Here is a 23,507-nt window from a genome sequence, read left to right on the forward strand (position 1 = left end):
GTGTGGAGGAAGGGTGCCGCGAGGCGCGCAATGCGTTGCGCCACACTGAGGGCCGTCCCGGTGCGCTGGAAGCTTGGAGGCGCAGGCAGTGCCCAGGCGTGTCGGTTGCCTGGACGCGACGGCCGCCGTTGGGGTGGCGTAGCACCGCCTCGTCAGGCGGGCTACCAGGCACGGCTACCCCGTGGAGCAGTCGGACCTTGGGTTCTCCGCCCACCGCTGATGTTCGCCCAGGGCCATTGCAAAGTGTTGGCGGAAACGCGACCTGGCGCGTTGCCCCTGAGCCCGCTTGAAGGGGCGGTTGCACGCGGGGCCGGGTGGTATCGGGCGCGGCTGCATTGGCGCGCGGGCCTCTGCACGCGCAGCGATGCCGCGACGCGCACCAGCCCTGCCGCTGCGGGCATAATCCGGCGGCATGATCATCCATTCGCTGCTCGACACCGACCTGTACAAGTTCACCATGATGCAGGCGGTGCTGCATCAGCATCCGGCCGCGCAGGTCGATTACCGCTTCAAGTGCCGCACGCCGGGCGTGGATCTGGCGCAGTTCATCGATGAGATCTCGCGCGAGATCGATGCCTTGTGCCGGCTGCGCCTGCGCGAGGACGAGGTGGACTACCTGCGCAGCCTGCGTTTCATCAAGCCGGACTTCGCCGACTTTCTGGCGCTGTTCCATCTGGACCGCAAGTACCTCCAGCTGTCGGCGTCCACCACGCACCCGGGTGAGATCGAGCTGACCATTCGCGGCCCGTGGCTGCACACCATTCTGTTCGAAGTACCGCTGCTGGCGATCATCAACGAGGTGTGGTTCCGCAACACCTCCGAGCCCGATTTCGAAGAGGGCCGCAGCCGTCTGCGCGCCAAGGTGAGCAGCCTGCGCAATATGCCGGCCGGCTGCAAGATCGCCGACTACGGCACCCGTCGCCGCTATTCGCGGCACTGGCATGGCGAGCTGCTGCCACTGTTGCGCGACGGCCTGGGCGAGCAATTCGTAGGCACCAGCAACGTGTATTTCGCCAAGCACTTCGGGCTGACCCCGCTGGGCACGATGGCGCACGAATACCTGCAGGCGTTCCAGGCGCTGGGGCCGCGGTTGCGCGACAGCCAGGTGGCCGCACTGGAATCGTGGGCACGCGAATACCGTGGCGATCTGGGCATTGCGCTGTCGGACATCGTGGGGCTGGACGCGTTTCTGCGCGACTTCGATCTCTATTTCTGCAAGCTGTTCGACGGCATGCGCCATGACTCCGGCGACCCGTTCGAATGGGGCGAGCGGGTGATCGCGCATCTGGAAGCCCACCGCATCGATCCCAAGACCAAGGTGCTGGTCTTCAGCGATGGCCTCAACATCGACAAGGTCATGCGTCTGTACGCGCACTTCCACACCCGCTGCCGGTTGGCCTTCGGCGTGGGCACCAGCCTCACCAACGACCTGGGGCCGACGCCGCTGCAGATCGTCATCAAGATGGTCCGCTGCAATGGTCAGCCGGTGGCCAAGTTGAGCGATTCGCCGGGCAAGAGCATGTGCGAAGACGTGGGTTATTTACGTTACCTGCGTGACGTGTTCGGTCTGCCGCCGATGCCCGAAATGCCTGACCAGCAACGGCCATGAGTGACGCAAGCGGGCATTAGCTGCCGAAACACGCAGCGCGCTGTCGGGGAATGCCCGAAAAAGTGAGATGCATCTCTCAATCGCTAGTTGGCAAACGTTAACATTGGCATCACGCTTGCATCACTTTTGGTGCACCTGCTGTCTGTGACGTCTCTTTCTTGCGAAGCCCGTTGAATGCCTGCACTTGAGCCCTTGTCGCTGTACCGCACCCGTAGCTGCTCCCGGCAGTGGCTGGGCTTTGTGCGGGCGATGGCCGAGGAGTTCGGCGCCGAGCTGCCCGAGCAGGATCTGGCCACCTTGATGGCACGGATCGGCCGCCGTTTTGCGCGCGAGCACCGGCTGGCGCCCTGCGCTGCGCTGGACGAGGTGCAGCAAGCCGCCAATGCGATCTGGGACAGTTGCGACTGGGGCCAATGCGCGATGGACGAACACGCCGACCGCGTGCAGATCCGGCATGGAGGTGCGCCGTTGAGCGTGGCGTTGGACGGGGCCGCATGGAGCGACGGGTTTCTGCAAGGTGTCTACGAAGGATGGTTCCAGCAATTGGGGATGCTGGCAGGCCTGGCGGTGCAGAGCGTGCCGGGCGAGACCGTCGATCTGCGCCTGTTTGTATTGGCGCGGACGGCATGAGCATGTGCGAGTGGGCAAGGGGAGTGTGATGGCACCGAAGAACACCAAGAACGCGCCGGGACACGACGATGTCTCCAGCCTGTTTGCGCGTCTGGGCACGCAGGCAAGCGAGGGGTATCACGATTTCGCCTACACCCAGCTGCCGCCGCGCAAGCCGGACCTAACGCATGCCGAAGCCCAGGCAACGGCGCAAGCAGCGCCGCCTGCGCCGGAGGCTGCGCTCGCGCCGGTTCACGTGCCGGCATCTGCATCGGCAGCAACCTCGGCAACAGCGGGTTCAGTGGCAGCGTCCGCACTGGGTGAGCCACCCGCTGCTCAGCCGTCGCTGGCGATGCATCGAGCAGCGCCTGCCGACCAGGCAGCCAACGGATCGCTCGACGATGCGCTGGCGCCGCTGCGCAAGTTGCGTCGGGGCGACGAGCCGGGCGCACGCGAACAATCGTCGCAGCAGCGACCGGTGCAGACGCCGTTGGAACAGTTGTTCCAACGTTTGCTGCAGGCCGACGCGCGCAGCGCTGCGCAAAGCCCGCTCCAGCGCCTGCGCTCGCGTTGAGACCTATCTGTCGTGAAGCCCGGCCAGCGCGTCATGCGTCTGCCCCCGGGTTGCCGCATGTCCGCCACGTTTCCAGGATTGCCCGATGACCACTGCCAGCCTTCGTTCCGCCTCACCGTTGCCCACGCTGGCAACCTGGGCGCTGTGGTTGCTGGGCGCATTGCTGCTGGTGTTCGTGGTCGCCGTGCCGATGGATGTCACCCAGCAGCTGGTGTTCTCCGGCGTGCTGTTCGCCGTGGCGCTGGCGGTGCGCAACCGTGGCGGGCGCGTGGTCATCCTGATGATGATGGGCATGTCGCTGGCGGTGTCGTGCCGCTACATCTGGTGGCGCATGACCCAGACCATGGGCGTGGGCAGCGCGGTGGATTTCATTCTTGGCCTGGGCCTGCTCGGCGCCGAGCTGTATGCGTTCGTGATCCTGGTGCTGGGCTATTTCCAGGTGCTGTGGCCGCTCAACCGCAAACCGGTGCCGTTGCCCGCCGACCAGAGCCTGTGGCCGAGCGTGGACGTGTTCATCCCCACCTACAACGAGCCGCTGTCGGTGGTGCGCACCACCGTGCTGGCCGCCAGCGTGATCGATTGGCCGGCCGGCAAGATCACCATCCACCTGCTCGATGACGGCCGCCGCGACGCGTTCCGCGAGTTTTGCGCCGAGGTCGGCATCAACTACGTCACCCGCACCAACAATGCGCATGCCAAGGCCGGCAACATCAACGCGGCGTTGAAGAAGTGCAGCGGCGAATACGTGGCCATCTTCGATTGCGACCACATTCCGACGCGCTCGTTCCTGCAGGTGGCGATGGGCTGGTTTCTGCGTGACACCAAGCTGGCGTTGGTGCAGATGCCGCACTACTTCTTTTCGCCGGATCCGTTCGAGCGCAACCTCGATACGCATGGCAAGGTGCCCAACGAAGGCGAGCTGTTCTACGGCCTGTTGCAGGATGGCAACGACCAATGGAATGCCACGTTCTTCTGCGGTTCGTGCGCGGTGATCAAGCGCACTGCGCTGGAAGAGGTGGGCGGTGTGGCGGTGGAAACCGTGACCGAAGACGCGCACACCGCGCTCAAATTGCAGCGACGCGGTTATCGCACGGCGTATCTGGCGGTGCCGCAGGCGGCAGGCCTGGCCACCGAGAGCCTGTCCGGGCACGTGGCGCAGCGCATCCGCTGGGCGCGCGGCATGGCGCAGATCGCGCGCATCGACAATCCACTGCTCGGCCGCGGGCTCAAGCTGTCGCAGCGGCTGTGCTATCTCAACGCGATGCTGCATTTTTTCTACGGGTTGCCGCGCATCATCTATCTCACGGCGCCGCTGGCGTATCTGTTTTTTGGCGCCCATGTGATCCAGGCGTCGGCATTGATGATCCTGGCTTATGCGCTGCCGCACATCCTGCAGGCCAATCTGACCAATCTGCGTGTGCAAAGCCGGTTCCGGCATCTGCTGTGGAACGAGGTCTACGAGACCACGCTGGCCTGGTACATCTTCCGCCCGACGCTGGTGGCCTTGCTCAATCCCAAGCTCGGCAAATTCAACGTCACGCCCAAGGGCGGGCTGGTGGCGCGCAGTTATTTCGATGCGCAGATCGCCAAGCCGTATCTGTTCCTGCTGTTGCTCAACGTGGCGGGCGTGGTGGCCGGCGTGCTGCGGCTGGTCTATGTCGGTGGTAGCGGTGAGCAGCAGACGATCTGGTTCAATCTGGCCTGGACGCTCTACAACATGGTGCTGCTGGGCGCCACGATCGCCACCGCCAGCGAAACCCGCCAGGTGCGCAGCGCGCACCGTGTGCCGCTGGATGTTCCGGTCAATCTATATCTGCCCGACGGCGCTGCGCTGGCCTGCCGCTCGGTGAATTTTTCCACCGGCGGCATGGCGATCAAGCTCGCGCAGCCGCAGCCGATCGAACCCGGCTCTGCGGTGCAGATCGGGCTCAGTCATCGCGGTGTGGAGCAGACCTTGCCGGCCGTAGTGCGGCAGGACCGCGATGGTCAGGTCAGCATCCAGTTCACGCAGATGTCGATGGAACAGGAACGCTGGCTGGTGGCATCCACCTTTGCGCGTGCGGACATCTGGTTGTCGCAGTGGGGCCAGCACGATCGCGATTCGTTCTGGCGCTCGATGGGGCAGGTACTGGCGGCCAGTGCGCGCGGATTCGGGCGCCTGGGCCGGCATATGGTGGAAAGCACGCGCCAGGGGTTCCGCCCGGCGCGCGCGGTGGATCTGGAGTCGTGAGCGCGATGCGTGGTGTTTCCCTTTTCTCTGTCAAGAAGCGACTGATGCGAATGTCCCCGGCCGTGTTGACCTGCGCGCTCACGCTTCTGGCCGGTCTGGCGCAGGCGCAACAGTCCGCACCGACCGCGCCTGCCGCGCAGGCCGGTGCCGATGCTCAAAGCGCCACCGCAACAGCAATGGCACCTGCCATGCCCGCACCGCTGCCCGCCGGCAGCACGCGTGCGGCCACGCTGCGCGATCTGGGCATCGATTACGAAATCACCTTGCGCGGCGTGCAGGGCAGTGCCGGCGTGCCCTTCAGCGTGCGCAGCGACGAAATCGTCACCGCCGCCACGCTCAATCTGAAATACAGCTACTCGCCGTCGCTGCTGCCAGACCTGTCGCACCTCAAGGTCACCATCAACGGCGTCACAGTGGCCACCTTGCCCACCGACAAGGCCAACGCCGGCAAGTTGCTCTCGGCCGATCTGCCGGTCGACCCGCGGCTGATCACCGACTACAACCAGCTCAACCTGCAACTCATCGGGCATTACACCCGCGAGTGCGAAGACCCCGACCACAGCAGCCTGTGGGCGAATGTGGACGCGGCCACCAGCCTGTCGCTGACCACCACCCCGCTGGCGCTGGCCAACAACCTGGCGCTGCTGCCGGTGCCGTTCTTCGATGTGCGCGATACCCGGCGTCTGGAGCTGCCGTTCTATTTCCCGCAGCAGCCGGACATGGCGACGCTGCAGGCGGCCGGCACCGTGGCGTCGTGGTTCGGCACCCTGGCCGGCTATCGCGGCGCGGTGTTCCCGGCCTCGACCAGCAGCCTGCCGGCGACCGGTAACGCAGTGGTGTTCGCCACGCCCGACACCTTGCCGGCGCAGTTCGCCACGGCCGATAGTGGCGTAGCCGATATCCGTGGGCCGACGGTTGCGGTGATGGTCAACCCGACCGACCCCAACGGCAAGCTGCTGCTGGTGCTCGGCCGCCACACTGACGATCTGCAACGCGCCGCCACCGCACTGGCGTTGCGCGCGCCGCTGACCGGCGCGGTGGCACGGATAGGCGAGATGTCCGCGCCGACGCCGCGGCAGCCATACGACGCGCCCAAATGGATTTCCAGCGACCACCCGGTGCGCTTCGGCGACCTGGTCACCCAGGTCGGCGCGCTCAACGTCAGCGGCTATCACCCGGACCTGATCCGGGTCGGTCTGCAGCTGCCGCCGGACCTGTTCGTGTGGGAGCGCGACGGCATTCCGGTGGCGCTGAAATACCGTTACACGTTGCCGGAAGAGGACAACAAGTCCGCGCTCAACGTCAGCATCAACACGTCGTTCGTGACCACCTTGCCGTTGACCGGCCGCCCGTTCGCCGAGTCCACGCCGATGCGCTGGTGGAACAGCCTGGGCACGCGCGGCAGCATGCCGGTGCATCAGGATCTGAAACTGCCGGTCGGTGCGTTTTCGGCCAATAGCCAGCTGCGCTTTCACTTCTTTTTCGATCGCCCGCAAGGCGAGGCCTGCAAGAACACCTTCCCGGATGTATCCGGCGCCATCGATGCCGATTCCACCATCGACCTGAGCGGCTTCCATCACTACATGGCGATGCCGAACCTGGCCGCGTTCGCCAATGCCGGCTACCCGTTTACGCGGCTGGCCGATCTGTCCGAATCGGCGATCGTGCTGCCCAATAATCCGGGTGACCAGGATCTGGGTAATGTGCTGACCTTGCTCGGCCGCTTCGGTGCATCCACCGGCTACCCCGCGCTGCATGCGCAGGTCATCGCCGCCAGCGCTGTGCAGCAGCACGCCGATCGCGATCTGTTGCTGCTGGGCAGCGCCGAGTCGCAACCGCTATTCAAGCAATGGCGCGCGCAGCTGCCGGTGGGCCAGGACGGGCAGAATCGGCGCATCGGCCTGACCGATTGGCTGTTCGAAAAACTGCCCGGTTTTCTGTCTTTCGACGCGCGCCGTACCGACCTGCCGACCACCACCGAGATCGCGTTGCAGCCGCAGCCCGACGACGTGTTGCTGATGGGCTTCGAATCGCCGTTGAAATCCGGCCGCAGCGTGGTCGCGTTCCAGACCGAAGATCCGGCCAACATGAGCCGCTTGTTCGATGCCTGGTTCGACCCGGCATTGCTCAAGGATTTCCAGGGCAGCGTGGTACTGCTGCAGCAGAAAAAGGTCACCAGCCTGGTCGGCAACCAGACTTATTACGTGGGCCACTTGCCGCTGCCGACCTGGCTGCGCTGGTACTTCTCGCATCACCCGGTCTGGCTGGCGCTGACCGTGGTGCTGCTGGCACTGCTGCTGGCCCTGGCCGCGCGCGTACTGCTGCGCCGGCACACTGCCGAGCGCCTCAACGACGGCCACGGCGCATGAACGCACACACAGGCAATGGCTTGACGCGCCGCGGCGTGCTGCGCGTCGGCGCCCTGGCGTCGGCGGCCGCGCTGTTGCCGGCCGGCGCAACGGCAGCGCCCGCACAGTGCGGCGCCTGGCCGCTGTGGAATGCATTCGTGTCCAAACACATCCAGCCCGACGGCCGGGTGGTGGATTTCCTCAACGCCGATCAACGCTCCACCTCCGAAGGCCAGTCGTACGCGCTGTTTTTCGCACTGGTGGCCAATGACCAGGTGTTGTTCGACAAGGTGCTGGGCTGGACCCGGCACAACCTGTGCGGCGGTCGCCCCGATCTGAATCTGCCGGCCTGGTTGTGGGGCCGCGATGGCAGTGGCGACTGGCGCGTGCTCGATGCCAATACCGCCAGCGATGGCGAGTTGTGGATTGCCTATGCCTTGCTGGAAGCCGGCCGGCTATGGAGCCGCCCGGGTTACCTCAAGGCCGGCCAGCAGATCCTGCAACTGATGCGCACCCAGGAAGTGGCCGCGCTGCCCGGCCTGGGGCCAATGTTGTTGCCCGGTCGCAGCGGCTTTGTCGAAACCGGCCGCTGGACGCTCAATCCCAGTTATCTGCCCATCCAGCTACTTCGCCGCTGCGCCAGCGCCGACCCCAAGGGGCCGTGGGCGGCGATTGCCGCCAACGCTGCGCGCGTGCTGCGCGACAGTGCGCCGGTCGGCTTTGCGCCGGATTGGACGGTGTGGGACGGCAAGGCCTTCGGCGCCGACCCCAAACGCGGCAATGTCGGCAGCTACGATGCCATCCGCGTGTATCTGTGGGCCGGCATGCTGGATGCCGGCGAACCGCTGCGTGCGAAGTTGCTGCAGGATTTGTCCGGCCCGGCCGACTTGCTCGCTGCGGGCACCGCGTTTGCCGAAAAGATCGACACCGCGCGTGGCGTGGGTACCGGCGCCGTGCCGGTAGGGTTTTCCGCCGCATTGCTGCCGTACCTGAGCGCGCTGCGGCAGCCAACGCTACTCAAGGCGCAGGCGCAGCGGATTCCGCTTGCCGCCACACCGGCCGCCGCCGCGCTGCCGTATTTCGAACGCACGCTGGTCCTGTTCGGACAGGGCTGGCTTGAGAACCGCTACCGCTTTGCCGCAGACGGGCGCCTGCTGCCCGCCTGGAGAACGCCTGCATGCTCCGCAAAAACCTGACACCGCTCTACCTCGCCGGCATGATCGACCTGTGCCTGCTCGTCTCCCCGGTGCACGCGCAGACCAGCGCGACCCAGCAACTGGTCGGGCAGGGCAACTACTGGCACGATCAGGGACGCGACGATCTGGCCGCCGACACCTGGAAAAAGCTGCTCGGCATCGACCCCGATCAGCCCGATGCCTTGCTCGGCCTGGCGCAGATCGATCTGGCGCAGGGCCGCCAGTCCGAAGCGCGCAAGCGTCTGCAGCAACTCGAGGGCGCGCACCCGCAATCGCCGCAGGCGCAGCGCCTGCGCGTGGCGATCGGTGCGCGCGGCAGCGCCACTGCCGGCGAAGATCCCAACCTGCGCAACGCGCGCCGCGCCGCTGCGGCAGGGCGCTATGTGGAAGCGGCGCGCAGCTATGAGGCCGTCTTCGCAGGCAAGGCGCCGCCGCCCAATCTGGCGCTGGAGTACTACCAGTCGCTGGCCGGAACACCAACCGGTTGGGAGCGTGCGCGCGAGGGTCTGCGCACGCTGCAGGCCAGCGAACCGGCCAACCCATCCGTGCAGCTGGCGCTGGCCCAGGTGTTGAGCTATCGCGAGCCCACCCGTCGCGAGGGCATTGCGCAATTGCGCACGCTGGCGCAACGCGCCGATGTCGGCGGCCCGGCGCGTACCAGCTGGCGCCAGGCGCTGCTGTGGCTCAACGCCAGCACCGCCGATGCACCGCTGTATCAGGCATTTTTGGCCGGCACTCCCGCCGACGCGGAAGTGACCGCCAAACTCGGTCAATTGCGCGAACAGCGCACGGCTGCTGCCGCGGCACCCGCTGATCCCAACGGCATCGCGCTGAGCGAAGGCTTCCGCGCGCTCAATGCCGGCAATCTTGGCGTGGCCGAACAACGTTTCACGCAGGTGCTGCGTGCCCGTGCGCGCGACGCGGAAGCCTTGGGTGGGCTGGGCTCGGTGCGGTTGCGTCAGCAACGCTTTGCCGAAGCGCAGGAACTGCTGCGCCCGGCCGCGGCCAACAGCGGCAAATGGAAAGGGGCGCTGGACAGCGCGCGCTACTGGCAACAGCTGCAGCAGGCCGACGCCGCGCGCACGCGCGGAGACATCGCGCAGGCACGCCAGCTGGTGGAGCAGTCGGTGCAGCTGCTGCCAAACGAGCCGGCCGGCCATGTCGCGCTGGGCGGTCTGCAAAGCGCCAGCGACCCGGTCGCCGCCGAAGCCAGTTATCGCAAGGCGCTGTCGCGCGATGCCGACAACGCCGGCGCCCTGCAGGGCCTGGTCGGGCTGTACAGCCGCCAGGGCCGCATGTCCGAAGCCAGCGAGTTGTTCAATCGGCTGCCGGCCGCCGAACGCGCCAAATCCGGCGGCGAAGCCTTGCTGCGTTCCAACGTGCAGCGCGCCCGCGCGCGGCAATCGCTGGAGGCAGGCGATGCGGTCAGCGCGCAGGCCGAGCTGGAAGCAGCCATGGTCGAACGCCCCGGCGATGCCTGGATCCGGTTGGATCTGGCGCGTCTGTATCAACAGGCCGGCCGTCCCGACCAAGCGCGTAGCGTCATGGATGGACTGCTTGCCGTGCATGGCGACCAGCCCGAAGCACTGCACGCCAACGCCTTGCTCGCGCAGGAAAGCGGCGACTGGCAAGGCGCCTACGACAGCCTGGATCGTATTCCGGCCGCCGCGCGCACGCCGGAAATGACCCAGCTGCGCACCACCGCCTGGATCGAATTACAGGCGCGTCAGGCGCGGCTGCTGGTGGCGCAGGGCAGGGTCAGCGAGGCGCAGCAGTTGCTCGCACGTACCGAAACCGCGCTCGGCAACCAGCTCGACGACCCACAACTGCTGTCTGCGCTCGCCGGTGCGCATGCCGACGCCGGCAACACCCCGCGCGCGCTGGTGCTGGCGCAGCGCCTGGTCACCGGCGCCAACCCGCGCACCGAAGACCGCCTGCAATATGCCGGCGTGCTGCTGCGCGCGCATCAGGACGCGGAGTTGTCGGCGGTGCTGCGCCAGCTGCAATCCACCACCATGACGCCGGAACAATTGCGCCGGTATCAAAGCCTGCGTAGCGCCTATACGCTGCGCCAGGTGGATGCATTACGCGAGCTCGGCAATCTGGAGGGGGCCTACGACGCGTTGTCGCCGATCCTGGCCCAGCAACCGGACAACCGCGACGCGCAGGCCGCACTGGCCAGGCTGTATGCCGCTGCCGGCGATCAGCGCCAGGCGCTGGCGATCTATCAGCAGATTCTGCAGCGCCACCCCAGCGATCTGGATACGCTAACCGCCGCAGCCAATAGCGCCGCCGCGCAATCGGATCTGCGCGACGCCGAGAGTTATCTGCAACGCGCGGTGGCGCAGGCGCCGGAATCGCCGGAGGTGCTGGCCGCCGCCGGCCGCGTGTATCGCAGCGCCGGCAAGAACCGCAAGGCCGAGCAGTATTTCCGCGCCTCGCTGGCCGCGCAGCAGCGCCAGGCCGGTCAGCTCGACAACGGCCTGCCGGGTGCACGTGGCCCGGCGGCAGTTGCCTCGGCCGGCCGCCCGCTCAATCCGTTTTCCGGCATGACCGGCGCCATGCCGCGTTCTCCAGCGGTGCTGTCCGAGCGCACGGACGCAGGCAATGCCTACGCGCAGAACGCGCTGGCGCCGCTGCCCGCGCAACCGGCCGCTGCCCGCTTCGCTGCGCCCGTCCCCGCGCCTGTCACTGCCGACGCGTATGCCTACGCCGGCAATAGCGCCGATCCCCTGCCGCCGCCGGTGAGCGCCAGCGCGGCGCCGGCGGTGCTGGCAGCGCCGGCCAGCCGTTCGCGCCTGCCCACCCGCAGCGTGCCGACGCTCGCACCGGCCGACGACCTGCGCCCGCGCGGCGTCGCGGCACAGGCACTGCCGCCGGCCAGCAGCGGCAACAGCGTGCTCGACGAACTGCGCGCAGTGCAATCGGAAAACAGCGACAACCTGGCCGGTGGCGCGCTGTATCGCGCACGCGATGGCGAAGACGGCCTGGGCCGGCTGGACGACATCGAAATGCCGGTGCAGGCCGAATTCGCGGTGGGCGAAGGCAAGCTCGGCGTCACGCTGACGCCCACCGTGGTGGATGCCGGCACCCTGACCACCGATTACGCCACCGCCAGTCACTTCGGCGCCGGCCCCCAGACCGCGGTCAACGACGCGCTTGCCGCCGACCGCAGCCCGATCGACACGCTGACCAACTCGTCGGTGTATCAGTTGCTCGCCACCCAGGGCGACAACGTCGCCACGCGCGAACGCCTGCGCCGTTATGCGTTGAATACTGGGCTGTTCGGCGAGCTGCTGACTGAAAACAACAACAGCACACCGGCGGCGTTGGCCGCGCTGGCCAACGAACCGCTGCCGGCGTACCTGCTCAGCGTCAATGCGTCCAGCACGCCGATCGCGCAGCTGGCGCGCGACATCCTCAGCAATACCGCCATCAGCGAACAGCTTGCCGCCGGCGACGGTGCCGCGTTGCAGGCATTGGCCAGCAGCTCGGCCGCCGCGCAGCAGACGCCCACCTCGCTGGCGGCCACGCTCAACAGCATGGCCGCCACCGGCAACGGTGCACGCCGGCTCAGCCAGGACGACACCGGTGTGGGGCTCGGCGTGCGCTATCGCAACGGCGGTTTCAACGCCGACGTCGGCAGCACGCCGATCGGCTTCCAGGAGCAGAACATCGTCGGCGGCGTCGGCTATCGCGGCGACATCGGCGAGACGGTGAGCTGGTCGGCCGATGCCTCGCGGCGCGCGGTCACCGACAGCGTGCTGTCGTTCGCCGGCGCACAGGATGCGCGCAGCGGCCGCGAATGGGGCGGCGTCACCAGCAACGGCATCGTGCTCTCGGCCACCGCCGACAACGGCTTGCTTGGTGGGTATGCCAATCTCGCCGCGCATCGCTTGACCGGTAACAACGTAGCCGACAACGATCACCGCCAGGGCGACCTGGGCTTCTACGTGCATGCGTTGGAAACGCAGCATCAGTCGCTGACCGCCGGCGTCAATCTGACCGCCATGCAGTACGACAAGAACCTCAGCGGCTTCACCTACGGGCACGGCGGTTACTTCAGCCCGCAGGAGTATGTGGACCTCGGCTTTCCGGTGCATTGGAGCGGCCGCAGCGCCGGGCAGAGCGTCAACTGGAAGGTCGATGCCAGCGTGGGCGTACAGCATTTCAAGACCGACCCCACACCGTATTTCCCCACCGACCCGACCTTGCAACAGGCCGCCTACGACGCCGCATCGCTGGCGGCGCTGCTCGGCCTGGTCGATCGCTACACCGACCCGGTGTACGCGGGCGAAAGCCGCACCGGCGTGTCGTACAACCTCAGTGGCGCCGCCGAATGGCAGGTGGCCCCGCAGTTGTTCCTGGGCGGGCGCATGACCTTCAATAACGCACGTGACTACAACCAGTTCAGCAGCAATCTCTATCTGCGTTTTGTGATGGATCGCCTGGGCGCCGCACTGGGCCGCGCCCCGCAGGTGCTGACCTCGCCGTATGCCGCGGATCGTTAAGGCATGGCAATGCGCAGCCGGTGGCGATCCGACCGGCCTGGGCGAGGTATCTATGTAGATGCGTGTCGCCCTTGCGCAGGCGCGGCGCATCGATGTGCATCGCGTCGATAGGCGATGGCGGAGCGCATCGACACGCCGCGCTGCATTCGGCATACAGCTGATTGCGGATAGACGAACGGCGCCTCTCGGCGCCGTTCGCATGACATCCGACCGTCTACGCCTTGGATTACGGGCGCACCTTGGTCGCGCAGATAAACGTGGCGGCCTGCTGCAGACGGCTGATCGCACCCTGGTCTTCCAGTTCGCGAATGTGATCGTTCATGCAGTTCAGATAACCGAAGCGGTTGCCGGCATTCTGCGTCTTGCACAGGCTGCTCTCCGCGGTCAGGTTGGCACCGACGATCAGGCCACCGGTCTCCACCGTCGGCACCAGCGTATTGCAGTTGCCCAGCCGGGTCAGGCCACGGTTCAAGGTCCAACCGATATCGGCAAACAATGCCGGGGTCAGGTCGATGTTCAGATGCGCCTGCACTTCCGGCGTATCGAACGGTTCCATCAATGCGTTCGGCTGTAGATCGGTATCGAAATGCGAGAACGTCGAGCCACCGGCGACCACGCTGGGCGCATACAACCGCGTGCGTCCTGCGCTATCTGTGCCCTGCAACAGGTCTGGGTCCTCGTACAGCCCCGCCACGACCGCTGCGGCGCCCTTGAGTCGTGCGCCATCGGTCTGCGACACCATGATCGCCGGGATGGTGATGTCGGTGATCGGCGGCGCCGCATTGCCCATGGTCTGCACGCCGGCGGCGTTGTTAGCCACGATCACGCCCACCGCGCCATTGAGCTGGGCGTTCTTGACCTTGATCGCGAAGGCGCAGGTGCCGCGGTCGATCAGCGCCACCTTGCCGGCCACCTCGGCTGCGTTGACGAACGGTGTCTCGCAGCCATCGGTCGCCGATGCGGCGGCGACGCCATCGTTGACCGTCACCACCGCGCGGGCGGGGAAATTGCCGGCGGTAGCCAGCGGCCCGAAGCTGGCAAAGCCCACTTCGAACTTGCCGGCGGCAGCGGCCGGCGCGGTGACCTGCAGCAGGGTGCGCGGATCCAGGATCAACGCCGCCTCGCGATTGACGCGCGTGCCGGCCCACACCGTGCGGCCGGGCGTGCGCATCGCTTCGGCACGCAATGCATTGGTCATGGTCGGGTCGTCGAAGCGCTTGTTCTGCACGTTATCGAAGGCCTGCGAGGTGTAGACGTCCGTCAGGCCGCTGCCCGAGCCGAGCACGCCGGTGGTCTTGTTGAGGAAACCGGCAGCGCCCAGTCCGTGGCCGATCTCGTGCATCACCACGTTGAGGAAGTTGATCTGGCCCTCTGGGGTCTTGCCGTCCAGGCCCAGATACCAGCCCGAGCCGGCCAGGCAGTCATCCTTGCCCAGGTCGCCGTTGAATTGCGAAAACACATCGGCCGGGTCGGCCGGATCGGGCACCAGATCCTGCCCGGCGATCGCATCGCCCAACGCAGACGGATACAGCGTGTTGGCCTTGGCGCCCGGGAAGTTGTTGACGATCCAGTTCGGGCCGGCCTGGCCCAGGGTGCCGCCGGTGGCGGTACAGGTCAGCCGTGCGAACGAGGCGTAGACCTTGATTTCCACGTTGCTCTGCAGCACCGCGCCCCACAGGTCCATGGCGTACTGGTAGGCGATGCGACGCTGCTCACCCACCGAACGCCCGGGATTGCCGCCGAGCGGTGCCGCAGCGGTGGGGTCATTCAACCCGACAACGGTGCCGGCATCGCCATTGATCAGCGTGACATTGGCAGCCGATGCATGGAGCGGCGCCAGTGCCGCGCCCACAGCAAGCGATAACAGCAACAAGGGCTTATTCATGCGGCAGCGCTCCGTGCTCGGCGTGGGCGGGTTGGGTGTCGGCGTCGTCGCTGTGCTCGATTACGATGCGGCCGTCGGCCTGGCGGGTCGCGGTCAGCGAGCTCATTTGCGTGGCCGGCAATTTGCGCGCCACGGTGCCGTTAGGCAGGCGACGCTCGGTGGCGCGAGCGGCCGCCTCGGTTTGCGGCACCGTCGTGCGGGTCGCCGCGCTGCGGGCAGCCGCACCGGCCTGCTGGTCCAGTGCCGCGCTCTCGGCGTCGGTCAGTGGGCGCAGCTTGCCGGTGACGGGATCGATGCCAACCTTGGAACTGGCGGCGACGTCTTGCGCCCCCGCAGCAGCCGGCAGGCAGGCAACACACAGCACACCGGACAGCATCCATCCGGGCTTGCGAAAGCTCATCATCGTTGGGATTTCCTTGGGTCCAACCGCAGAAAGAACACCGTGCGAAACCGCCGGGGTTCGGGGGAATCTTCCATTTCAGTCTGTTCATGACTGAACCATGAATCCGTGATTTATGTCAATCTTTTGACAGTTGGAAGCTTCAATGCGAAACACCGGCCTGAAAAAGTCAGCTTCGTGGTTGCGCCGGCATAATTTCTGGGAATTTTTCCGCTGTCTTAGGACGCTTTGGTCGGAAATCTGACGCGGCGGAGGCTGCGGGTCGCGGCGAGCCCAGCGCCCGGCGTGCCCGCGGGGTACCTCGACGTGGGCGGATGCGGGATGGATGAAGCCTCGCCGCTCTCACCGCCAGGTGGCTTGGCCGATGGCGCGCATCCCGATCGTCGATCACCGTTTGCGGCACGGACACACATAGGCTAGGAGGGCGCGCGCGTGCCAGGCAGGAGACATGCCAGGAGTTCCCCTTAACGAAACAGTCGGCAGCTGTGCTGGCGCACTGCGAGAAACAGGCAGTGAGTCGCAAGCAGTGAGCAACAGTCGGAACTCAACGCTCCGCATAGCGATTCGGGTGGGGGCACGTAACCAAGGAATTCGCCAGGAAGCGCAGATTCGCGCATATGCGGAATCAGTACATGCGCTCGTACACTGCGCGATCAACCTAGCGCACTTACGTGGTCAGCGTTTGCAGCGACACACGCAGTCCATCGAACCCATCAAGGGCACCCATGCACACCGTCATCTACCACAACCCTGCCTGCGGCACCTCGCGTAACACGCTGGCGCTGATCCGGCATGTCGGCATCGAACCGCAGATCGTCGACTACCTGCAGCACCCGCCAAGCCGTGCAACGCTGCAATCGTTGATTGCCGATGCCGGCCTGTCGGTACGCGATGCCATGCGCCAGAAGGGCACGCCGTATCTGGAACTGGGGCTCGACAATCCCGCGCTGGATGACGCCGCACTGCTGAGCGCGATGCTCGTGCACCCGATCCTGATCAATCGCCCGTTTGTGCGGACGCCGCTGGGGACGCGTCTGTGCCGCCCATCCGAGCAGGTGCTCGACCTGTTGCCTCCGGCTACCCGCGCGTTCTTCAAGGAAGACGGCGAGCGCGTGCTTGACGAGACCGGTCAGCGCATCGGCGGCTGAGCGCCGCAGCGATCGCCCGCATTCACCGCCGCGCTCCCGCACCGCGCCTGCCGCGCTGAGCGTAGGCAACAACCGATTGCGCGACTACCAGGCAGGACAGATCGGCACCTGAGCGACACAGCGACCGCAGTCATGCGTTGCACCGCTCTCCACACTGCGCCTGCCGGGCCCGAAGTCTGCGGGGCCCGAGGCGACCCATCAAGCGCCTGGTTCACACCAGGCAGGCGCGGCCACTGCCAGGAAGCGCTGCGTGGCACTCGTACACGCGGATGAACGCCGTCCACCTCTGTCTGGCAGCTGCTCGCTAGCGTGTGTTGGCCGCTCTAAGATCGCCGTATCGTTTCTTGAGGAGCATCGACATGATTCGCGAAATTATCCGCATGGGCGACAAGCGCCTGCTACGCGTGGCGCCACCGGTGACCAACCTGGGCAGTGCCGAATTGCAAGCCTTGGTGGCCGACATGTTCGAGACCATGGACGACGCGCGCGGTGTGGGTCTGGCCGCTCCGCAGATCGCAGTGGACCTGCAATTGATGGTGTTCGGCTTCGAAGTCAGCGAGCGTTATCCGGATGCGCCCACGGTGCCACGCACCGCCTTGGCGAACGCGCAGATCGAGCCATTGTCGGACGAGATGGAAAACGGCTGGGAAGGCTGTCTGTCGATTCCCGGCTTGCGCGCGGTGATCCCGCGTTACCGCCACATCCGGTATCGCGGCTTCGCCCCCGACGGCAGCCCGATCGAACGCGAGGCCGAAGGCTTCCATGCACGCGTGGTGCAGCACGAATACGACCACCTGGTGGGCCGCCTGTATCCCTCGCGCATCGAAAATTTCGACACCTTCGGCTTCGAAGACGTGCTGTCCTACGACCTGTAATCGTGCAGCTGCATCCGCATGTGACAAGGGCGCCTTGCGGCGCCCTTGATGTGCTTACTTGAGCGCCTTGAAGCGCAGACGCTTGGGGCCTGCGTCATCGCCCATGCGGCGACGCTTGTCTTCTTCGTACTCGCGGTAGTTGCCCTGGAAGAACTCCACGTGCGACTCGCCTTCGAACGAGAGGATGTGCGTGGCGATACGGTCGAGGAACCAGCGATCATGCGAAATCACGAAGGTGTTGCCCGGGAATTCCAGCAACGCATCTTCCAGCGCACGCAGGGTCTCGATGTCCAGATCGTTGGACGGTTCGTCGAGCAGCAGCACGTTGCCGCCCTGCAGTAGCGTCTTGGCCATGTGCAGACGCCCGCGCTCACCACCGGAAAGCGAGCCGACCATCTTCTGCTGGTCCTGGCCCTTGAAGTTGAAGCGGCCGATATAGGCGCGCGACTGGATCTCCACCCCGTTGATGTTGAGGATGTCCAGACCACCGGCGATTTCCTGGAATACGTTGTGGTTGCCTTCCAGTGCGTCGCGGCTCTGGTCCACGTAGGACAGCTGCACGGTGGGGCCGACCACGATTTCGCCGGAATCGGGCTTTTCCTGGCCGGTGATCATCTTGAACAGGGTCGACTTACCGGCACCGTTGGGGCCGATGATGCCGACGATGGCGCCGGGCGGCACGATCATCGACAGGTTGTCGATCAGCAGGCGGTCGCCGAATTTCTTGGAGACGTTCTTGAACTCCATCACCGAGTTGCCCAGGCGCTCGCCCGGCGGGATGAAGATTTCATTGGTTTCGTTGCGGCGCTGGTAATCCACCGATTGCAGCTCTTCCAGGCGGGCCAGGCGCGCCTTGCCCTTGGTGCGGCCGCCCTTGGCGTTCTGGCGCGACCATTCCAGTTCCTTCTGGATCGCCTTCTGGCGTGATTTTTCCTGGTTGTCTTCCTGCTTGAGGCGCTCGTCCTTCTGGGTCAGCCAGTCGGTGTAGTTGCCCTTCCACGGGATGCCGCGGCCGCGGTCCAGCTCCAGGATCCACTCGGCGGCGTTGTCCAGGAAGTAGCGATCATGCGTCACTGCCACCACGGTGCCGGTGTAGCGCGCCAGGAATTGTTCCAGCCACTCCACCGATTCGGCATCCAGGTGGTTGGTCGGTTCGTCGAGCAGCAGCATGTCCGGCTTCTGCAGCAGCAGGCGGCACAGCGCCACGCGGCGCTTTTCGCCACCGGACAGCTTGCCGACGATGGCGTCCCACGGCGGCAGGCGCAGCGCATCGGCGGCCACGTCCAGCTGGTTTTCCAGGGTGTGCGCATCGCCGGCGGCCAGGATCGCCTCCAGGCGTTCCTGTTCCTTGGCCAGCGCGTCGAAATCGGCGCCTTCTTCGGCATAGGCCAGATACACCGCATCCAGCGCGGCCTGGGCCTGCAGCACGTCGCCCACGCCTTCTTCGACTGCCTCGCGCACGGTGTGCTCGGGGTTGAGCTGCGGTTCCTGCGCCAGGTAGCCGACCTTGATGCCGGCTTGCGGGCGGGCTTCGCCCTCGAAGTCGGTGTCCACGCCGGCCATGATCTTCAGTACCGTGGACTTGCCGGCGCCGTTCAGGCCCAGCAGGCCGATCTTGGCGCCCGGAAAGAAGCTCAGCGAGATGTCCTTGATGATCTGCCGCTTGGGCGGGACCACCTTGCTGACGCGGTTCATGGTGTAGATATATTGCGACATGGGTGCTCCGTGGACGCAGGCAGCCCGCCGGCCGAGGCCGGAGGCAGCGGAAAAGGGATTGCGCTGATTATACGGGCAAGTGCCCGGGGCCGCGCCGAGTCAGGCGGTAGCTAAACGGCAGCCCACCTATTACCTGAATAGGTGTTTTCGTAACCGATTCCAGCAAGAATGCGTTAAGGCGAGCGGCCTCTTAATGAAATTGCGACATCGCAAACAGGAGCTGGTCATGAACCGCAAACGCATCGTCACTGTTGTGCTTTCTTCCATCCTGGCGCTGGGCTCCGTGGCCCCGGCAGCGTTTGCCGACGACTGGGGCCGCGGCCACGATCGTCGTGGCCACGACCGCGACGATCGCCACGACCGCGGTCGCGATCATGGCAACTGGCGCAACGATCGTCGCGAGTGGCACGACGAGCGCCGGGCCGACCGTCGCGACGACCGCCGCTATTACAGCAGCGGCTACCGCGAGGGGTACCGCGATGCCCGCTATCAGGACCGTCGCTACGACCGCAACCGGGTGTATGTCTACGATCGCCCCAGCTACTACCGCGCCGGTCCGCCGCCGCGCCCTTACTGGGCCCGTGGTCAGCGCTATCACGGCCCGGTCTACGTGATCAACGACTACGACCGCTACAACCTGCGCCGTCCGCCGTACGGCTACCGTTGGCAGCGCGACAACACCGGCAATCTGTTGCTGGTCGCGATCGCTACTGGCGTGATCGCCGACCTGGTCCTCAACAACTAGCCAAGCAGCGGACCGCTTGCCGGGCAATCGGGCCGGGCATCACACAAAGGCGCACTTCGGTGCGCCTTCGTCGTTTGTGCAGCTTTGCCTGCACCAGCGGCGCGATTGGTCACCCGTGCGGCAGAGGCTTACAATCGGCGGCCCTACTGGCTGCAGCTGCTCCGGAGTTTCGAATGTTCTCGCGCGACGCCCGACTGGAAACCTACGACCCCGAACTGGCCAAGGCCATCGCCGCTGAAGTCGGCCGCCAGGAGGATCACGTCGAACTGATCGCCAGCGAAAACTACTGCAGCGCACTGGTGATGGAAGCCCAGGGCAGCCAGCTGACCAACAAGTACGCCGAAGGCTATCCGGGCAAGCGCTACTACGGCGGTTGCGAGTTCGTCGATATTGCCGAGCAACTGGCGATCGACCGCATCAAGCAGGTGTTTGGCGCGGACTACGCAAACGTGCAGCCGCACAGCGGCTCGCAGGCCAATCAGGCGGTGTATCTGGCGCTACTGCAGCCCGGCGACACCATCCTGGGCATGAGCCTGGCCCACGGCGGCCACCTGACCCATGGCGCCAAGGTCAATGTCTCCGGCAAGCTGTTCAACGCGGTGCAGTACGGCGTCAACGAGCAGGGCTTGATCGACTACGACGAGGTCCAGCGCCTGGCCACCGAGCACACGCCGAAGATGGTGGTGGCCGGTTTCTCCGCGTACTCGCAGAAGATCGACTGGGCGCGCTTCCGCGCCATCGCCGACAGCGTCGGTGCGTATCTGTTCGTGGACATGGCGCACGTGGCAGGCCTGGTGGCCGCCGGCGTCTATCCGAGCCCGCTGGAGCACGCGCACGTGGTCACCTCGACCACCCACAAGACCCTGCGCGGTCCGCGTGGCGGCATCATCGTGGCCAAGGGCGCCAGCGAAGAGCTGCAGAAGAAGCTGCAGTCGATCGTGTTCCCGGGCATCCAGGGTGGCCCGTTGATGCACGTGATCGCGGCCAAGGCGGTGGCGTTCAAGGAAGCGCTGGAGCCGGAATTCAAGACCTACCAGCAGCAGGTGGTCAAGAACGCCCAGGCCATGGCCAACACGCTGATCGCGCGCGGCTACAAGATCGTGTCCGGCGGCACCGAGAACCACCTCATGCTGGTGGACATGATCGGCCGCGACGTCTCCGGCAAGGATGCAGAGGCGGCGCTGGGCAAGGCACACATCACCGTCAACAAGAACTCGGTGCCCAACGACCCGCGTTCGCCGTTCGTGACCTCGGGCCTGCGTCTGGGTACCCCGGCGATCACCACGCGCGGTTACAAGGAACAGGACAGCATCGATCTGGCCAACTGGATCGCCGACGTGCTGGACGCCCCGGCCGACGAAGCGGTGCTGGCCAAGGTGCGCGACGCAGTGACCGCGCAGTGCAAGAAGTATCCGGTGTATGGCTGATGCGGGAATGGGGAATAGGGAGACGAGAATGGTAGAAGCAACGCTGCGATAGCTCTGCTGTTCCGATTCCCCATTCCCCTCTCCCTATTCCCGGACGCCTGATGCACTGCCCCTTCTGCCAGCACAACGATACCCGCGTGATCGATTCGCGGGTGTCCGAAGACGGTACGACGATTCGTCGGCGTCGCGAGTGCGAGGCGTGCGGCGAGCGTTTCAGCACCCTTGAAACCATCGAACTGAAACTGCCCACGGTGGTCAAGAGCGATGGTGGGCGCGAGGCGTTCGACGCGCGCAAGTTGCGCACCAGCTTCGACCGCGCGCTGCAAAAACGTCCGGTGTCCGAAGAACAGATCGAAGCAGCGGTGCGGGCGGTGGTGCACCAGCTGCGCATGTCCGGCGAGCGCGAAGTGGGTTCGCTGCGGGTGGGCGAATACGTGATGGTCGAGTTGCGCAAGCTCGATCATGTGGGCTATGTGCGCTTCGCTTCGGTGTATCGCAGTTTTCAGGATGTGGCCGATTTTCGCGAAGAAATCGAAAAGCTCGAGCGCGAGCTCCCGGTGGGTAGCGAGCAGCTGCCGTTGCTGGAAGCGGCGCTGGAACGTGCCGGCAAACCCGGCAAGCGCTAAGCGCATGCGCATCGCCTGCGTGGCGGACACGCCAGAGTATCTGCCTGCCATCGCGCAGGCGCATCTGCAGGCGTTCGGCAGCCTGTTGCCGGACTGGACCATCGATGAAGCGCTGTGCGAACTGCGCAGCCATACCCGCGATGGCGTAATTCCCACTACCTGGGTCGCGCTCGATCAGTCGCACTGGCTCGGCTCGGTGAGCCTGCTGGAGAACGACGATGGCCGCATCCGGCAATGGTCGCCCTGGCTGGCATCGCTGTATGTGCAGCCGCAGGCGCGTGGGCAGGGGATCGGCGAAGCACTGGTGGCGCATTGCGTGCGTGCCGCCGCGCAATTGAAGGTGCCGCTGCTGTATCTGTATTGCCAACCGGCGCTGGTGCCGTTCTATCAGCGGCTTGGCTGGCACGCGCACGCCGAGCTGTTGCTTGGCCCGATGCAGATCGTGGTGATGGCCATCGCGCCCCAAGGAGCAACGCAATGAATGTGACGGCCTACGACCACCGCTGGATGGCGCAGGCGCTGCGTCTGGCAGAGCGCGGGGCCTACACCACGCGGCCTAATCCGATGGTGGGTTGCGTGATCGTGCGCGATGGCGTGTGCGTGGGCGAAGGCTTCCATCAACGGGCCGGTGGCCCGCATGCCGAGGTGTTCGCGCTGCGCGCTGCCGGCGCCCTGGCGCGCGGCGCCACGGCGTATGTCACGCTGGAGCCGTGTGCGCATTACGGACGCACGCCGCCGTGTGCACTGGCTTTGATCGAGGCAGGTGTGGCGCGTGTTGTCGCAGCGATGGCCGACCCGTTTCCGCAAGTCAATGGCGGTGGTTTCGCACTGCTGCGCGAGGCGGGGATCGAGGTGGTTAGTGGCGTGCTGCAGGCGCAGGCGCGCCAACTCAATCAGGGATTTCTGTCGCGGGTGGAGCGTGGCCGTCCGTGGCTGCGGGTCAAGCTCGGCGCCAGCCTGGATGGACGTACTGCGCTGGCCAGCGGGCAATCCAAGTGGATCACCGGCGCCGATGCGCGCGCGGATGTGCAGCGCTGGCGTGCGCGTGCCGGTGCCATCCTGACCGGTGCCGGCACGGTGCTGGCCGACGATCCGGCGATGACGGTGCGGTTGGGCGATGACACGCCCTTCGTGCCGCCGTTGCGGGTCGTGCTGGACGCGCGCTTGCGCACCTTGGAGTGCGAGCACATTCGCCAGGGCGATGCGCCGACGCTCTATCTGCATGGCAACGCAGTGCCCGTTCCATCGCTGCAGAATGCCGAGTTCGTCGGGATGCCATTGCACGAAGGGCGTTTCGATCTGGGGTCGGTACTGGCGCTACTGTCTGAGCGCGGCATCAATGAAGTGCACGCAGAGGCCGGCGCAACGCTGAGCGGCGCGCTGCTGCAAGCCGGCCTGGTCGACGAACTACTGGTCTACTTCGCGCCGGTGGTGCTGGGCGATGCCGCCAGACCGCTGCTGGCCGGGTTGGGCATCGATACAATGGCGCAACGGCGCACGCTGCATCTGGCCGATGTGCGCCAACTCGGCCAGGACCTGCGGCTGCGCTATCTGCCTGGTGTCGTTGAATGAGCCCTGGCTCTGGTGCAAGCGAAGCTTGCAGGATGC

The 23,507-nt window shown here is 66.0% G+C and carries 17 protein-coding genes; 14 read left to right on the forward strand and 3 right to left on the reverse strand.

The window, feature by feature from the left end:
• The first annotated feature begins 412 nt into the window (after positions 1–412).
• The 7 genes from pncB to BJD12_RS16655 all read left to right on the forward strand — a co-directional run bounded on the left by pncB (position 413) and on the right by BJD12_RS16655 (position 13,077).
• Positions 413–1,609, forward strand: a complete 1,197-nt coding sequence (pncB, locus tag BJD12_RS16625; protein WP_005988778.1) for a nicotinate phosphoribosyltransferase — start codon at positions 413–415, stop codon at positions 1,607–1,609.
• A gap of 174 nt (positions 1,610–1,783) precedes the next feature.
• On the forward strand, positions 1,784–2,239 hold the full coding sequence (gene bcsD, locus BJD12_RS16630) for a cellulose biosynthesis protein BcsD (RefSeq protein WP_039427005.1): 456 nt from the start codon (positions 1,784–1,786) through the stop codon (positions 2,237–2,239).
• A 28-nt stretch (positions 2,240–2,267) separates the two neighbouring features.
• Positions 2,268–2,792 (forward strand): hypothetical protein, encoded by a 525-nt coding sequence (locus BJD12_RS16635; protein WP_005988774.1) that lies wholly within the window; start codon positions 2,268–2,270, stop codon positions 2,790–2,792.
• An 85-nt stretch (positions 2,793–2,877) separates the two neighbouring features.
• On the forward strand, positions 2,878–5,022 hold the full coding sequence (bcsA, locus tag BJD12_RS16640; RefSeq protein WP_005988772.1) for a UDP-forming cellulose synthase catalytic subunit: 2,145 nt from the start codon (positions 2,878–2,880) through the stop codon (positions 5,020–5,022).
• A 44-nt stretch (positions 5,023–5,066) separates the two neighbouring features.
• Positions 5,067–7,391 carry a cellulose biosynthesis cyclic di-GMP-binding regulatory protein BcsB gene (gene bcsB, locus BJD12_RS16645; RefSeq protein WP_042827634.1) on the forward strand — a complete coding sequence of 775 codons (2,325 nt, stop codon included), beginning with the start codon at positions 5,067–5,069 and terminating at the stop codon, positions 7,389–7,391.
• The gene (gene bcsZ, locus BJD12_RS16650) at positions 7,388–8,566 is read left to right on the forward strand and encodes a cellulose synthase complex periplasmic endoglucanase BcsZ (protein ID WP_005988769.1); all 1,179 of its coding nucleotides are present in this window, start codon (positions 7,388–7,390) and stop codon (positions 8,564–8,566) included. Before bcsB ends, bcsZ begins: the two co-directional genes overlap by 4 nt.
• On the forward strand, positions 8,548–13,077 hold the full coding sequence (locus BJD12_RS16655) for a cellulose synthase subunit BcsC-related outer membrane protein (RefSeq protein WP_058564088.1): 4,530 nt from the start codon (positions 8,548–8,550) through the stop codon (positions 13,075–13,077). Before bcsZ ends, BJD12_RS16655 begins: the two co-directional genes overlap by 19 nt.
• A gap of 226 nt (positions 13,078–13,303) precedes the next feature.
• Here the strand turns inward: BJD12_RS16655 and BJD12_RS16660 are convergent, their stop codons facing one another.
• Together BJD12_RS16660 and BJD12_RS16665 are read right to left on the reverse strand one after the other, a co-directional pair.
• A complete protein-coding gene (locus BJD12_RS16660) occupies positions 13,304–14,962 on the reverse strand; it encodes a PA domain-containing protein (RefSeq protein ID WP_005997284.1) in 1,659 nt (552 codons plus the stop codon).
• Positions 14,955–15,365 (reverse strand): post-PEP-CTERM-1 domain-containing protein, encoded by a 411-nt coding sequence (locus tag BJD12_RS16665; RefSeq protein WP_005997282.1) that lies wholly within the window; start codon positions 15,363–15,365, stop codon positions 14,955–14,957. Before BJD12_RS16665 ends, BJD12_RS16660 begins: the two co-directional genes overlap by 8 nt.
• Positions 15,366–16,087: 722 nt before the next feature.
• Here BJD12_RS16665 and arsC point away from each other — a divergent pair.
• A complete protein-coding gene (gene arsC / locus BJD12_RS16670) occupies positions 16,088–16,510 on the forward strand; it encodes an arsenate reductase (glutaredoxin) (RefSeq protein ID WP_005997281.1) in 423 nt (140 codons plus the stop codon).
• 359 nt (positions 16,511–16,869) lie between these two features.
• Positions 16,870–17,385, forward strand: coding sequence for a peptide deformylase (gene def, locus BJD12_RS16675; protein ID WP_042828662.1), 516 nt, complete (start codon positions 16,870–16,872; stop codon positions 17,383–17,385).
• 54 nt (positions 17,386–17,439) lie between these two features.
• Here def and ettA read toward each other — a convergent pair whose 3' ends face one another.
• Positions 17,440–19,101 (reverse strand): energy-dependent translational throttle protein EttA, encoded by a 1,662-nt coding sequence (ettA, locus tag BJD12_RS16680; RefSeq protein WP_005997279.1) that lies wholly within the window; start codon positions 19,099–19,101, stop codon positions 17,440–17,442.
• A 226-nt stretch (positions 19,102–19,327) separates the two neighbouring features.
• Between ettA and BJD12_RS16685 the strand changes: the two genes are divergently transcribed.
• The 5 genes from BJD12_RS16685 to ribD all read left to right on the forward strand — a co-directional run bounded on the left by BJD12_RS16685 (position 19,328) and on the right by ribD (position 23,471).
• A complete protein-coding gene (locus tag BJD12_RS16685) occupies positions 19,328–19,846 on the forward strand; it encodes an RcnB family protein (RefSeq protein ID WP_042828663.1) in 519 nt (172 codons plus the stop codon).
• A gap of 173 nt (positions 19,847–20,019) precedes the next feature.
• Positions 20,020–21,273, forward strand: coding sequence for a serine hydroxymethyltransferase (gene glyA / locus BJD12_RS16690; RefSeq protein WP_005997277.1), 1,254 nt, complete (start codon positions 20,020–20,022; stop codon positions 21,271–21,273).
• 101 nt (positions 21,274–21,374) lie between these two features.
• On the forward strand, positions 21,375–21,899 hold the full coding sequence (gene nrdR, locus BJD12_RS16695) for a transcriptional regulator NrdR (RefSeq protein WP_005997276.1): 525 nt from the start codon (positions 21,375–21,377) through the stop codon (positions 21,897–21,899).
• Between the two features lie 4 nt (positions 21,900–21,903).
• Positions 21,904–22,380, forward strand: coding sequence for a GNAT family N-acetyltransferase (locus BJD12_RS16700; protein ID WP_005997275.1), 477 nt, complete (start codon positions 21,904–21,906; stop codon positions 22,378–22,380).
• Positions 22,377–23,471, forward strand: coding sequence for a bifunctional diaminohydroxyphosphoribosylaminopyrimidine deaminase/5-amino-6-(5-phosphoribosylamino)uracil reductase RibD (gene ribD, locus BJD12_RS16705; protein WP_005997274.1), 1,095 nt, complete (start codon positions 22,377–22,379; stop codon positions 23,469–23,471). Before BJD12_RS16700 ends, ribD begins: the two co-directional genes overlap by 4 nt.
• Positions 23,472–23,507 lie beyond the last annotated feature (36 nt).

The sequence above is a fragment of the Xanthomonas vesicatoria ATCC 35937 genome, from assembly GCF_001908725.1.
Taxonomy (GTDB): Bacteria; Pseudomonadota; Gammaproteobacteria; order Xanthomonadales; family Xanthomonadaceae; genus Xanthomonas; species Xanthomonas vesicatoria.